This is a genomic window from Streptococcus oralis (assembly GCF_026782375.1).
Taxonomy (GTDB): domain Bacteria; phylum Bacillota; class Bacilli; order Lactobacillales; family Streptococcaceae; genus Streptococcus; species Streptococcus oralis_CL.
The window spans coordinates 1,010,894-1,025,580 of sequence record NZ_JAKUWJ010000001.1 but is presented as its reverse complement, the minus strand read 5'-3'; the positions used below and the strand labels follow the sequence as shown (position 1 = coordinate 1,025,580).

Here is a 14,687-nt window from a genome sequence, read left to right as displayed (position 1 = left end):
CAAAAAACATCCGCTTGGGAAACCAAACGGATTTTTCTATTCTCAAAACATCTGCCAGAAGAAATCAATAATATAAGTCAAACCATAAGTGTAAACCACTAGGGTAAAGGGCTTGGTCAAAACGATGATAATCATATAGCGCTTGAAGGTCATCTTTGTCAGGGCAGCCAGCATACAGAGAAAGTCAGCTGGGCTAACTGGCCAGATCATCATAAAGATAAAGAAACGCTCGAAACGATTACCCTTATCTAGCCAACCGATGTACTTGTCATAGGTGCGCTTGCTGACGACGGACTGGACAAAGGCAGCTCCATAGAGACGCACCAAGTAAAAGATAATGGCACAGCCAATCACGATGCCGATATAGTTATAGATAGTCCCGATGATGTGGCCGTAAATAAAGACCCCAGCCACTGAGGTCAAAGCTCCCGGAATGATCGGAACGACGGTTTGTAGGATCTGTAAAAAGATAAAGAGTGGTGGCCCCCAAACCCCAGCTTGCTGGATAAAGGCCGATAGGGTTTCCTTGGACTGTAACACTCCTGCCTGATAGGCCCAAATACAGAAAATCAAGGTGCCGACTCCCCCGACGATAGATGAAATATTGATAACTTGCTGTAGAAGGGGAGAAACAGCTTTCATTTGCTTATCCTGTGACATGTAAACTCCTCATAGATAGTATGATTCTACTATACCATATTTTGATAATAAAAACTAATCTGAGTTCGAGATATTTTAGACCTTATTCTAAGTATCGGATCAGTTGACTACCTAAAGGTTATATGTATTCTAAACTTAGAATGATAAGAAATACATAAATTTATGGGTATTCTAAGCTTCGAATAGCTTATCTGAGAAAATTTTGAGGTCTTCTAGCTTTCGAATAGTTATCTTCCCTAAAGTTTATATGTATTATAAAGCTCGAAAAGGTAAAATCCAAAAATAGTAAGAGTCTCTATCTGATGGACGGAATGTATGTTTAGTATGAATCTTTTGAATCGTTAGTTAATTTTAATATTAATCAGTTCTGAAATAATTACTAAATATAGTTGGATAATGAATTAATTATTACTTGACTTCATTGTTTTAAATGGTAAAATAAAGTTGTCCATAGGTTTAGCCGTATGGGAAGTCGAATTTATCTGTCACAATGATAGACGCTTGCTCACAAGCTACAAATTGTGCTATAATTAATATAGACGCGAAGATGTTAATTTTGATTATCGTTGCAATCTGCCTCCATCGGCAGTTTGGATTCGAACTTCGACAACGTCTTCGTCTACGTTCGACTCGTAGTCAAAGCTACCAATACCACCAACATGAAGGATTTGAGGAGATACTAATGAACTTCTTACAAGAAATTATTCTAATGTTTGTGACTGATTTGGCATTCGGTATAAGAAAATAATTAATATAAGTGTGCAATATTAGCTTCTCTATATAGGAATACCGACCTATTGCTAATATTGCTCCTTTTGTTTTATGGAAAAAATAAATTTCAAATCGTATAAGTGTAAGAAATATCGTCATATTGATAAAAGGATGATGATCGATAGGGTAATAGATTATATTACAGATCCAGAGAAAGTTGCTCGTCATAGCTTTCTTCCTTTTTTGCGTTATAATCGGAAAAGTTCTAAGTACGTTGGTTATGAGTTTAGTGATATTGATGGTAGACCTGTGAAGTTTAAGATTCGCCCTCTAATGTATGCGGGCCATTTAGATGGTTTGATATATAAATATTACTCTGACTTATTAAATATTTGCTACAATGAGTGGATGGAGGATAATGATTTAAATTTCTTCTCGGTGGCATATCGTACGAATAAACAACATCAAAGTAGTATAAATTTTGCTGCGGAGGCGATTTCTTTTATAGAGAAGCAAGACAATGCTTTGGTAATTATTGGTGATTTTGAAAAGTTTTTTGATACATTGGATCACAAATTATTAAAGGATAGATTGCAGAGAGTATTAAAAGTTCAACAATTACCCAGTGATTGGTATAATATATATAAATCACTAACTAAATTTGCCTTTATTGAAAAAAGTACTTTAGATTTTTCTGATGATTCTTTAGTACTGAAAAATGATGTTAGTTATTTTCGAAGTATAGGTGATTTTAGAAAATTTCAAAAATATAATAAATGTAAATTAAACAAAAATATTTTTGGAATTCCTCAAGGAAATTCATTAAGTGGAGTTCTTGCTAATATCTATGCTGTTGATTTTGATAGGAGCTTAGCTGAACTTTCAAAAGAATTTGATGGTTTTTATCAAAGATATTCTGATGATTTTATAATTGTATTAGATGTTGAAAAACTGTATTTTAGGTATGGAAATAATTTTGTAGAGGAGATTACAAATTTATTAAAAGAACTATCAGATGAGAATAAAATTCATTTACAGACTGATAAAAATAAAAAATTTTTTATTAATGATAATGTGGTATTGGATGAACACAACAAAGTAAATGGTATAGATTATTTAGGGTTTCGATTTGATGGTAATAATGTCAAAATTCGTGAAAAGAGTATCTATAAATTTTACCGTGAAGGTAGAAAATTGATATATAAATCTAAATATATTCAAAGAAAGAAAGGATTAAAGAAGCTACCAAATCGTCACAAAATTTACTCATTGTATACTGATTTTGGAAAATCAAAAAAATATCCTAGCAATTTTATAAAATATGCTCAGAGATCCCAGGAAATATTTGATAAAATTAGTCCAAATACTTCTAATCTAATGTTATCACAATTAAAAAATAGAAAGAAAAAAATTGAAAAAGCATTAGGATATAGGATTCACTCTAAAATGAACACCCCTCGCTCTTCTGTACTGCATCCCAAAAGTTAGATTTTTTCTGTCTAACTTTTAGGATGCACTTTTATTCTTGGTTTAAGTGCTTTTTCTTAAAATATGATAAAATAAAAAGGATAATGCATTGAATTAGGGAAGTGAAAATGGCAAGTAAAGAAAATGCAGAACGCAAGGAGCTGCATCGTAAAATTTGGGGAATCGCGGACGATGTTCGTGGAGCTGTAGACGGTTGGGATTTTAAGCAATATATCCTAGGGATTCTGTTCTATCGCTTTATTTCCGAACACATGGCAGACTATTTTGACCGTGCTGAGCATGAAGCTGGTGACTTAGAATTCCGTTATGCTGAATTGAGTGACCAAGAAGCTGAGCAAGATTTTAAACCAGGGACAGTTGAGGATAAGGGATTCTTTATCCTTCCGAGTCAACTATTTGAAAATGTTGTCGAGAATGCTTCGCAAAATGAAAATTTAAACGAAGACTTGGCTAACATTTTTCAAGCTATTGAAAAGTCAGCGATTGGGTTCAAATCAGAGGATGATATCAAAGGTTTGTTTGATAACTTGGATACACGAAGCAATATCCTTGGTGGAACTGTTCCAGAAAAAAATAAGCGCCTTTCTGATATTCTTAATGGTATCAATAGTATTAATTTTGGCAACTTTGAGGAAAATGACATCGATGCCTTTGGGGATGCCTATGAATTCTTGATTTCTAACTATGCTAGTAATGCAGGAAAAAGTGGTGGTGAATTTTTCACTCCTCAGACAGTCTCTAAACTGTTGGCTCGACTAGTCATGGTTGGTAAGGACAAAATTAACAAGGTCTATGACCCAACATGTGGTTCGGGTTCACTCCTCCTCCAGATGAAAAAACAATATGAAGAGCATATCCTAGAAGATGGTTTCTTTGGTCAAGAAATTAACATGACCAACTATAACTTGGCTCGTATGAATATGTTCTTGCATAATATCAATTACAATAACTTTGACATTAAGCGAGGGGACACCCTTTTAAATCCTCAACATTTGGAAGAAAAGCCTTTTGATGCCATCGTATCTAATCCTCCTTATTCTGTCAAATGGGTAGGAGATGGAGACCCAACTCTGATAAACGATGACCGTTTTGCGCCAGCAGGAAAGCTAGCGCCTAAGTCAAAAGCTGATTTTGCTTTTATTATGCATAGTCTCAATCATTTGTCCAATAAAGGTCGGGCAGCTATCGTTTGTTTCCCAGGAATTTTCTATCGTGGAGGAGCTGAAAAGACCATTCGTCAGTATCTGGTAGATAATAACTTTGTTGAAGCAGTCATTGCCCTTCCAGACAATCTCTTCTTTGGAACTTCTATTGCGACTACGATCTTAGTTCTGGCGAAGAATAAACTTGAAAACAAAACACTCTTTATTGATGCGAGTAAAGAATTTAAGAAAGAGACCAATAACAATGTCTTGACGGATGACAATATTAAGCACATTATTGAATTATTTACTAATTATCAAAGCGTAGACTATAAAGCGGCTCTCGTTGATAATGAAGTGATTGGTTCAGAGCAGGATTATAACCTATCTGTTTCAACCTATGTCGAACAAGAAGATACACGTGAGAAGATTGATATTGATGAGCTCAATAAAGAAATCGCTGAGACTGTTGACAAGATTGACCACTTGCGTGCAGAGATAGACAAGATTGTAGAGGAATTGAGCCATGGCAAATGATGTGATTCTCTATAGAACAGATGATGGCAAGTCCGCTATTGAGCTTCACTTGGATAATGGAACGGTCTGGCTGCTCCAACAAGAACTAGCTGAGCTCTTTCAAACTTCCAAGCAAAACATTAGTAAACATATCAAGGCAATATTTGAGGATGGTGAATTAGATGAAACAGTGGTTGTCAACTATCAGTTGACAACCACTCGTCACGGTGCAATAGCAGGTAAAACCCAGTCAAAAAAAGTCGCCTATTATAATCTCGACGTGATTTTGGCGATTGGCTATCGTATATACTATATTGAAAATAATTTCAAAAAAAGTAAAAAATCCTTGAATTATCTGTTAAAAACGGTATAATAGAGTTAATAGGACCGCCCACCTCTCTTTGATGTGACAAGGCGGACATTTTTTTATACGGAAGTTATTATGAAAATTAAAGAATTTAAAACTTGGGATGAGCAGGTAGCCAAATTAATTGAACACGGTTGTAAAGATATTAAATCAAACGAGTATGCGATTGATATCTTACAAAAGGTTAATTATTATCGGCTAACTGCTTATTTTTTACCTTTTCGTGATAAAGAGACGCAGAAGTATGATTCCAGCAAGGTTTCTTTGGAGAAAATTTATGGAATTTCTTGTTTTGATGCAGAATTGCGTTTACTTATTTTCAAGTATTTAGAAGATATTGAGTTGTACTTTAGGACTCAAGTTGCCTATCATCATGGAAACAATTACGGTGCTTTAGCTTATAAAGAAGCGACTGCCTTTAATAAATTTCATAAACATAATGAATTTTTAGAAGATATTGAAAAAGAGTTGGTTCATAGGCAGAAAAGCCCGATTTATAAGCATCATCAGCTAAAATATGATGGGGAGTTCCCTATTTGGGTTTTAGTAGAATTTTTTACTTTTGGAATGACTTCTAAATTTTTTGCAGATTCTCCTATAGATATCCAGCAAGATATAGCTAAAAATGTTGGCATAAAGTCCACTCAAGTTAGAACCTATCTAGAAGTTGCCGTGGTTTTAAGAAATTACTGTGCTCATTATAATCGATTATACTACACAAGCTTTACAAAGATCCCTGGTCAACTACCTGCTTTTATGAATGAAAATAGTAAATTAAAAAATAGATTAATGGCACAACTTTATGCAGTTAAAAACCTCTATCCAAATAAGAAAAAATGGAATGAAGGATTTTTATGTGAATTGTCAGAACTCATTAAACGCTATCAAGCAGTGATTCATCTGCATCATATTGGATTTGTGGAGAAATGGGAAGAAATACTAAAGAAATGAGGGAGTATGATATGAACATCCTAGAAGAAATCCAAAACTATTCCGTTGAGTGGAAAGAGTTGGGGGAAGTGGCATTTTTAAAACGTGGGAAAACAATTACCTATAAAACAGCTACTGATGGACCTTATCCAGTTATTTCTGGAGGTCAGAAACCTGCATACTTCCATGGAGAATTTAACAGAGAAGGCGAAACAATAACTGTTGCAGGTAGTGGAGCATATGCAGGTTTTGTGATGTATTGGAAAGAACCTATCTTTGTATCGGATGCTTTTTCCATTAAACCATTGGAGGAAATGTTAAGTACGAAGTATTTATATCATTGTCTTCTTGAAAAACAAGAAATTATTTTTAGTTTGAAAAAAGGTTCAGGTGTGCCGCATGTATATCCTAAGGATGTTGCAAAACTCCTAATTCCAATCCCTCCTCTAGAAATTCAAGAAAAAATCGTGCAGAAACTTGACAAAATGACTGAGTATGTTACAGAATTGACCTCAGAATTGACCTCAGAATTGACCTCACGTAAAAAGCAATATTCTTATTATAGAGATAAACTCTTATCATTTGAGGATGAGCTCTATCAGGTTGAGTGGAAGACAATCCTAGATGTTTCTAAAAAGGTAACGTCTGGAGGGACACCAGATAGATCAAATAGCTTATATTATGGAGGTTCAATTCCTTGGCTTAGAACTCAAGAGGTAGATTTTCGGGAGATTTATGGTACAGAATTAAGTATAACAGAAGAAGGTCTAGCGAATTCATCAGCTAAATGGATTGAAAAAAATGCGGTTATAGTGGCTATGTATGGAGCAACTGCTGCGAAAGTAGGTATTACCAAAATTCCATTAACAACAAATCAAGCCTGTTGTAACATTGAGGTAGATGAATATATAGCAAATTATCGTTATGTTTACCACTGGTTGACTTATAATTACGAAGCATTAAAATCAATGGGACAAGGATCGCAAGCTAATATTAATGCGGGGGTGATAAAATCATTCAAAATCCCAGTTCCATCTCTCGAAATCCAGTCTCGTATTGTTGAAGTTTTAGACAACTTTGATACGGTTTGTCATGACTTGAACATTGGACTGCCCAAGGAGATTGAACTACGTCAAAAACAGTACGAATATTTTAGAGAAAAACTCTTGACATTCGTCGCCGAAGGCGAGTACACTGAGAGTAGAGTAGAGTAGAGGAGTGGGACAACTCTGCGATTATCAAACTTTTACAGTGGGTATTTGGCCCAATTCGAGTGAAGGTGGGAAAAGTTGTCAATTTGCAACGTGGGAAACGTCTTGTTAGAAAGCAACTAACTACTTCAGGAAGTATTCCAGTTTATCAAAATAGTTTGGCGCCCTTGGGATATTATACCGAATCAAACAGAGTGAAAAATACTAGTTTTGTAATTTGTGCAGGGGCGGCTGGTGAAATTGGGTATGGCGCTGTGGACTTTTGGGCAGCAGATGATGTCTACACATTAGAGACGTCAGATAATATTTCTGATAAATTTATGTACTATGTCTTGTTAAGTAAGCAAGATAGACTTAAATCACAGGTTCGAAAGGCTAGTATTCCTAGATTATCGAAGGATGCTATTGATAAAATTACTTTTTACTTACCATCCATTACAGAACAAGAAAGAATCGTCTCTACTCTTGACAATTTCAATACTTTAACCAACTCTCTTTCTGAAGGTCTTCCAAAAGAAATCGAACAGAGACAGAAACAGTATGAATACTGGCGAGAACAATTATTAAACTTTACTAGATAAATTCTTGAATCATTTTGAGAAAGATTCTCAATTAATACAATAAAAGGAAGCATACTATGGTTGATTATTCAAAAGTACATGAAGTAATTGCGGAAACAAATGAAGGGATTCTCTTGGCTGAGTACCAACCAGAGTATCGCACGGATAGAGAGTATCAGTCAGAGGCTGACCTAGAAAATCAGTTGATTTCTGATTTGGTTAATTATCTTAACTACGAGCGACTAGATATCCATACGCCTGAAGAGCTCTTAGCAAATGCCAAGGTTCAAATTGAAAAGCTTAATAAGGTGGTCTTTACTGATGCGGAGTGGCAACGTTTTATAGTCGAGTATTTGGACTGTCCCAATGAAGGTTTGGTTGAAAAAACACGAAAAATCCAAGAGAATCATATCTATGACTTTGTTTTTGATGATGGACGAATTAAAAATATTTTCATCCTTGATAAGAAAAACATTCATAACAACAGCATGCAGGTCATTAATCAAGTGACTCAGGTGGGGAGCCATACCAACCGTTATGATGTTACTATTTTAGTGAATGGTCTTCCGTTAGTTCAGATTGAATTAAAGAGACGAGGGGTTAGTCTCAAACAAGCTTTTGAACAAATCCATAGATATAGTAAGGAAAGTTTCAATAGCGAAAATTCTTTATACAAATATATTCAGATTTTTGTGATTTCCAATGGGACTTATACACGCTACTTTGCTAATACGACTGCTCAAAATAAAAATCACTATGAGTTCACCTGTGAATGGGCAGACCGTAAGAATAAAACAATCCACGATCTGGAAGACTTTACTGTCACTTTCTTGAGCAAGCGAGTCCTTTTGGAGGTATTGACCAAGTATTGTGTTTTTGACGCTGATAATACCTTGCTCATCATGCGCCCTTATCAGATAGCAGCTACTGAGAGTATCATACGCAAGATTCATTCATCTAATGAGATGAAGAACTTTGGTACTATCAATGCCTGTGGCTATATCTGGCATACGACGGGTTCAGGGAAAACCTTGACCAGCTTTAAAACTGCTCGTTTGGCAACAGAGTTGGACTATATTGATAAAGTGATATTCGTCGTAGACAGAAAAGACTTAGACTATCAAACCATGAAGGAATATCAAAAATTCCAACCAAATTCAGTCAATGGTAGTAACAATACAAAAGAACTCCAACGTAGTATTGAAGAAAATGATGGGAAAATTGTTGTCACAACCATTCAAAAGTTAAACAAATTTATAACAGCAAATCCAAATCATGAAATCTATGGTAAAAAATGTGTTTTGATTTTTGATGAGTGTCATCGATCTCAGTTTGGGAAGGCACAGAAGCGCATTAAAAAATCCTTTAAACAGTACGCCTTATTTGGATTTACAGGGACACCGATTTTCCCAGAAAATAGTTTAACGGGTGAAACGACACAGGAAGTTTTTGGAGAACAACTTCATAACTATGTTATCACGGATGCTATTCGAGATAAAAAAGTGTTGAAGTTCAAGGTTGACTATAACTATATCAAACCTGAAATCAATAAATATAGAGAAGCAGAAAAAGTAGTTGGTCGAGAGCTTGATGAGAAGAAACTCAAAAAGATGGAGAAGGAGCTCCTATTGCATCCAGAACGGATAGCAACCATTACAGAGTACCTGTTGAGAGTTTATAATGACAAGACGCATCGGAGTAAATATTACACTCATAAACAAAAAAAGATGCAAGGTTTTAATGCTATGTTGGCTGTACAAAGTATTGAAGCAGCAAAACTATACTATGAAGAACTCCAGCAGCAACAGGCAACTCTACCAGAAGTTAAGCGTTTGAAGGTCGCTACTATCTTTAGCTTTGCGCCAAACGAAGAACAGTCAGCTTATGGAGAGATTCAAGATGAAGAGCTAGACCCTCAAGATACAGCCATGTCTCTTTCATCTAAAGAGTTTCTTTCTAAAGCAATCTATGACTATAATCAAATGTTCAAGACCAACTTTTCGACTGATGGGAAAGAGTTTCAAAATTATTATCGAGACCTTTCAAAACGAGTTAAGTCTAAGGAAGTGGATTTACTGATTGTAGTGGGAATGTTCTTGACGGGATTTGATGCTCCAACAATGAATACTCTCTTTGTCGATAAAAATCTTCGTTATCATGGATTGATTCAGGCATTCTCTAGAACTAATCGAATTTTTAACGAGGTTAAACCTTTTGGCAATATCGTTTGTTTCCGTGATTTAGAAAAGGCTACGCAAGAAGCTATTAAGACTTTTGGAGATACAAATAAGCTTGAAATCATCTTAGAAAAAAGTTTTAGTGAATACATGGATGGTTTCGTTGACCAAGTAACAGGTATTGAGGTCAAAGGCTATACTGCGGTTTGTCAGGAAATTCTGGAAAAATTCCCAAATCCGCAAGAGATTGAAACAGAGCACGATAAAAAAGAGTTTGTTAAGTTATTTGGTGAGTTATTGAAACTTGATAATGTTCTTAGAAATTATGACGAATTCCAAGAAATCGACAAACCTATTTCTGAAGGTTATCTTCAAGATTTAAGAAGTGCCTATGTGGAAATTCGAGATGAATTTTTGAATCTTAAAAACTATGAAAAGACTAAGGATTTGGATGTTGACCTTTCAGATGTCGAATTTGAAATTGAGTTACTAAAAACTGATGAGATTAACCTAGACTATATCTTGGCATTGATTGTTGAAAAATCGAAGAATTCTGAGTCTAAAGAAGTAATGAAAGCAGAAGTTAGTCGTGTGATTCGTTCTAGTATTGATATCCGTGCCAAAGAAGAGTTGGTTATTGGATTTATCAATGACACCGATTTGCAAAAATTGAAAGACCATGATGGGATTATCCATGCTTTCTACGAATATGGCAAGGAGCGCAAGAAAATCGCGATTCAAGACCTAGCTGAGGCTGAGAAACTTGTAGATGACTATCAATTGTTTATCGACAAATCAATTCAACGAGGTTATGCTGAAAATAGTGGTACTGATTTGGATTCGATTATTCCACCAACTTCTCGTAGACAGGGAGCGCGTGAACGGAAAAAACAAGAAGTTTTACGTAAGATTCAGTTGTTAGTAGAGACTTATTCAGGTATTTAAGGGGTTGTCGAACAAGGTTTATTAGAAAAATCAGGAACTACAAAAAACACTCTTTATTCGCTCATTTTTTAGATACAACTTTGTTTCCATACTTCCTGGAAACGGATAGAAAACAAGGAGAAACATGGAACAAACTAATCAAAAATCCCAGTGCCAACAACTCTGGGCTAGAAACAAATACCTCGTTTTGAGCCATTCTAGCAATATTTATAATGAGATTCGCCAATACTTGAAGAATGAACAGGTGGAGCTGAGTCAGGTTCAAGAGATGATTGACCGTGCCTGTCAAATCCCAGAGCATAGAGGTCAAGTCTGCAATGCCTTCCAGCATGTTTGGGGCTATTTCAAAAAGAAAGCGACAGATGCCGAGCGTAAGGACTATATGCTCTTACTAGATCGCTACCGCTTTGGTCAAGCTTCCAAGGAAGACTTGATTGCTAAGACTCGAGAGTTGCTTAATCGCTATCCAAACACCTACTTGCAACATTCGACCATACTGAAAGGAGACACCCATGAGACTTTGGCATGAGGCTTTGATTTCACAACTTCCCCGTCCGCAACTTTTGGGCCAACATCGAGAGTGCTGTGCCCTACGTGGCAATGGCTGGGGAAGAAAGCATGCGACGGTGGACTATGTCTTTACCCACTCGCCCTATCATCTCTATGCTTATCATCGCTTGATCATGGAGGAAATGGCTGACCGTGGCTACAATGTCAGTCCAGAGTGGCTGGATAAGAACTACCGTGGCAAAACCTGCCCTCCCTATGAAGACTTGCCTGAGGAAAAGTTGGACAATCCCATCTATAGTGAGCATGACGCAGAATACTATGAAGATTGTCTGGCTAATCTTCGTGAGAAAGGGATTGAGCTGGAGTAAGAGTCAGGATTGGCTCCACATTATAACTCTTCTCGTAATTTTTTCGAATAATAAAAATGAGACCTTTAGAATGATTCTAAGGTCTTCTTTTTATGGGTATTAGAATTTACTTTTAATAACTTTTGAGTTATAATTTGTTTAAAAAGCCAAGCGTGAACTGAAGGACTTAAAAGAAAGAGGGTTAAGTGATGAAGAATAGTGCCATTGGAAGTAATTGGAAGGATGTCCGGTCAGAACTTTTTACTAAGGAGGAAATCCTTGAAAGTGATATGCGAGTGGCTATCATGAGTAAGTTGATTGAGGCTAGACATGAGCAAGGAATCAGTCAAAAAAAGCTAGAAGAACTTAGTGGAGTAAGTCAGCCCGTCATAGCTAGGATGGAGACAGGAAAGACTAGTCCTCAGTTGGATACGGTTTTGAAAGTTTTAGCCAGTTTAGGCAAGACACTAGCAGTCGTCCCACTTGAACAGGAAAAAAGTTGATAGAGATGAGATTACTTGGTTGGCTAAAATCATCCACAGAACAATTTTACCTCCCGTCCGCACTTTTTCAGGGAAATATCAGAATTACAAAAGAAAACCAACCTATAGTCTTTTCTAATAGCATGCCATAGTCACTGATGAGAATCATCAATAGCTCGTTTGAGAATTTTAACTAAAAGACAACATAAAGCAAGCAATACAAAGGATTTGAGACATTGGTCTCAAGTCTTTTTCTTTTGATCAAAAGAGTGATATAGTTTCAAACTATATCAAAGCCTAATTTTTTACAATTATACAGGCGCTTTCTTTTCTGTTAAGATAGTTTCAACAACAAATTTTGGAGGACACATCATGTCAACTACGATTATCGGTTTCCCACGTTTGGGCGAATTCCGCGAATTAAAATTTACAACTGAAAAATACTTTAGAAAAGAAATCTCAGAAGAAGAACTCTTGGCTGCGGCTAAAGAATTGCGTGCAAAACACTGGAACATCGTCAAAGAAAAAGGCATCACTGAAATCCCATCAAACGACTTTTCTCACTATGACAACTTCCTAGATGCTGCTTTCCTCTTCAACGTGGTGCCAGCTTCTGTTCAAAACTTGGACTTGTCTGACCTTGAGCGCTACTTTGCTTTGGCGCGTGGTTACCAAGGAGAAAAAGGGGATGTTCGTGCCCTTCCGATGAAGAAATGGTTCAACACCAACTACCACTACATCGTGCCTAAATTTGAAAAAGACACTCAAGTAAAATTGGCTGGTCACAAGATCTTTGATGAGTTCCAAGAAGCCAAAGAACTTGGATTGAACACTCGTCCAGTCCTTGTAGGACCATTCACTTTCCTTCAATTGTCAGACTTTGAAGAAGGGGTGAAAGCAGAAGACTTCGTAGATAGCTTTGTCGCTGCTTACCAAGAAGTTTTTGCAAAATTGTCTGAACTTGGTGCGACTCGTATCCAATTGGACGAAGCGGCTCTTGTAAAAGACTTGACAGCTGAAGAAAAAGCTCTCTTCTTGAACCTCTACAACAAACTCTTGTCTGACAAAAAAGGTCTTGAAGTCTTGCTTCAAACATACTTCGGTGACGTTCGTGACGTCTACTCTGATCTTGTGAACTTGCCAGTAGATGCCATTGGTTTGGACTTCGTTGAAGGTAAGAAAACTCTTGAACTCGTTAAAGGTGGTTTCCCATCTGACAAGACTCTCTATGCAGGGATTGTCAATGGTAAAAACATCTGGCGAAACAACTACGAAAAGAGCTTGGCTGTTCTTGAGCAAATCCCAGCTGAAAACATTGTCTTGACAAGCTCATGTTCACTTCTTCATGTGCCATTTACAACAGCTAACGAAGAATTTGAACCAGCTATCTTGAACCACTTTGCATTTGCAGTTGAAAAATTGGATGAGATCCGTGACTTGGATGCTATCCGCAATGGTCAAGGTGAACAAGCTCTTGCAGCTAACAAAGAACTCTTTGCGACTGAGCGTGTGGGTGAAAATACTGAACTTCGTGCCCGTATTGCTGGATTGACAGATGCAGACTACATTCGTTTGCCAGCCTTTGCAGAACGTGAAGCGATCCAAGAAGAAACCTTCAAACTTCCAGCACTTCCAACAACAACCATCGGTTCATTCCCTCAAACTAAAGAAGTTCGTGCGAAACGTTTGGCCTTCCGTAAGGGTGAATTGTCACAAGAAGAATACGATGCCTTCCTTGCTGAAACCATCGACGAATGGATCAAATGGCAAGAAGAAGTTGGATTTGACGTGCTTGTACACGGTGAGTTCGAGCGTAACGACATGGTTGAGTACTTCGGTCAAAACTTGTCAGGTTACCTCTTCTCTAAGAATGGTTGGGTACAATCATACGGTATGCGTGGGGTTAAACCACCAATCATCTGGGGCGATGTCACTCGTCTTAACCCTATCACTGTAAAATGGTCTAGCTATGCTCAAAGCCGTACTGACAAACCTGTTAAAGGTATGTTGACTGGACCTGTTACCATCCTCAACTGGTCATTCCCACGTGAAGACATCTCTATCAAGGACTCAACTCTTCAAATCGCCCTTGCTATCAAGGATGAAGTTCTTGACCTTGAAGCTGCAGGCGTGAAGATTATCCAAATCGATGAGGCTGCTCTTCGTGAGAAATTGCCACTTCGTCGTAGCGACTGGTACGAAGACTACCTTGACTGGGCTATTCCAGCCTTCCGCTTGGTCCACTCTACAGTTGCACCAGATACTCAAATCCACACTCACATGTGTTACTCAGAATTTACAGATATCATCCCAGCTATCGACAACATGGATGCGGACGTTATTTCTTTTGAAGCAAGCCGTTCAAACCTTGAAATTTTGGACGAACTCAAAGCGAAAAACTTCCAAACAGAAGTGGGACCTGGGGTTTACGATATCCACTCTCCTCGTGTGCCAAACGAAGGCGAAATCGACCACACAATCGATGCTATTCTTGCTAAAGTTCCAAGCAGAAAAGTTTGGATCAACCCTGACTGTGGTTTGAAAACACGTGGTATCCCAGAAACAAAAGAAAGCTTGATCCGCCTTGTCGAAGCAGCTAAAGCTGCGCGTGAGAAATTGTAAGATTCGATTTCTCGCTTGA

General features: G+C 37.1%; 11 protein-coding genes and 1 pseudogene. 11 read left to right on the top strand and 1 reads right to left on the bottom strand.

Features of this window, described 5'->3' with window-relative positions; all coding sequences use genetic code 11:
* Positions 1-42: 42 nt before the first annotated feature.
* Positions 43-660 carry a TVP38/TMEM64 family protein gene (locus MK409_RS05075; protein WP_000076177.1) on the bottom strand — a complete coding sequence of 206 codons (618 nt, stop codon included), beginning with the start codon at positions 658-660 and terminating at the stop codon, positions 43-45.
* A gap of 822 nt (positions 661-1,482) precedes the next feature.
* On the opposite strand from MK409_RS05075, the gene MK409_RS05070 reads away from it, so the two are divergent.
* From MK409_RS05070 to metE, 11 genes and pseudogenes are all read left to right on the top strand, one after another.
* Positions 1,483-2,859 carry a reverse transcriptase domain-containing protein gene (locus MK409_RS05070; RefSeq protein ID WP_268705540.1) on the top strand — a complete coding sequence of 459 codons (1,377 nt, stop codon included), beginning with the start codon at positions 1,483-1,485 and terminating at the stop codon, positions 2,857-2,859.
* A gap of 107 nt (positions 2,860-2,966) precedes the next feature.
* Positions 2,967-4,538, top strand: coding sequence for a type I restriction-modification system subunit M (locus MK409_RS05065; RefSeq protein ID WP_268705539.1), 1,572 nt, complete (start codon positions 2,967-2,969; stop codon positions 4,536-4,538).
* Positions 4,528-4,824: pseudogene (locus MK409_RS05060) on the top strand (cell filamentation protein Fic); the annotation flags it as partial. The gene MK409_RS05065 and the pseudogene MK409_RS05060, both read left to right, overlap by 11 nt.
* Before the next feature lie 135 nt (positions 4,825-4,959).
* Positions 4,960-5,835 carry an Abi family protein gene (locus MK409_RS05055; protein WP_268705538.1) on the top strand — a complete coding sequence of 292 codons (876 nt, stop codon included), beginning with the start codon at positions 4,960-4,962 and terminating at the stop codon, positions 5,833-5,835.
* Positions 5,836-5,846: 11 nt separating this feature from the next.
* Complete coding sequence (locus MK409_RS05050) at positions 5,847-7,028, top strand: restriction endonuclease subunit S (RefSeq protein ID WP_268705537.1); 1,182 nt, start codon at positions 5,847-5,849, stop codon at positions 7,026-7,028.
* Positions 7,029-7,093: 65 nt separating this feature from the next.
* Entirely contained in the window at positions 7,094-7,606 is a 513-nt protein-coding gene (locus MK409_RS05045; RefSeq protein ID WP_268705536.1) for a restriction endonuclease subunit S, read from the top strand.
* Positions 7,607-7,662: 56 nt separating this feature from the next.
* On the top strand, positions 7,663-10,707 hold the full coding sequence (locus MK409_RS05040) for a type I restriction endonuclease subunit R (RefSeq protein WP_268705535.1): 3,045 nt from the start codon (positions 7,663-7,665) through the stop codon (positions 10,705-10,707).
* 124 nt (positions 10,708-10,831) lie between these two features.
* A complete protein-coding gene (locus MK409_RS05035) occupies positions 10,832-11,236 on the top strand; it encodes a YbgA family protein (protein WP_268705534.1) in 405 nt (134 codons plus the stop codon).
* On the top strand, positions 11,220-11,585 hold the full coding sequence (locus tag MK409_RS05030) for a TIGR02328 family protein (RefSeq protein ID WP_268705533.1): 366 nt from the start codon (positions 11,220-11,222) through the stop codon (positions 11,583-11,585). The genes MK409_RS05035 and MK409_RS05030 overlap by 17 nt, the downstream gene beginning before the upstream one ends.
* A 188-nt stretch (positions 11,586-11,773) precedes the next feature.
* Complete coding sequence (locus MK409_RS05025; RefSeq protein WP_268705532.1) at positions 11,774-12,067, top strand: helix-turn-helix domain-containing protein; 294 nt, start codon at positions 11,774-11,776, stop codon at positions 12,065-12,067.
* Between the two features lie 351 nt (positions 12,068-12,418).
* Positions 12,419-14,668: a 5-methyltetrahydropteroyltriglutamate--homocysteine S-methyltransferase gene (gene metE / locus MK409_RS05020; RefSeq protein WP_268705531.1), complete on the top strand. Its 2,250-nt coding sequence runs from the start codon at positions 12,419-12,421 to the stop codon at positions 14,666-14,668.
* The last annotated feature ends 19 nt before the right edge of the window (positions 14,669-14,687 follow it).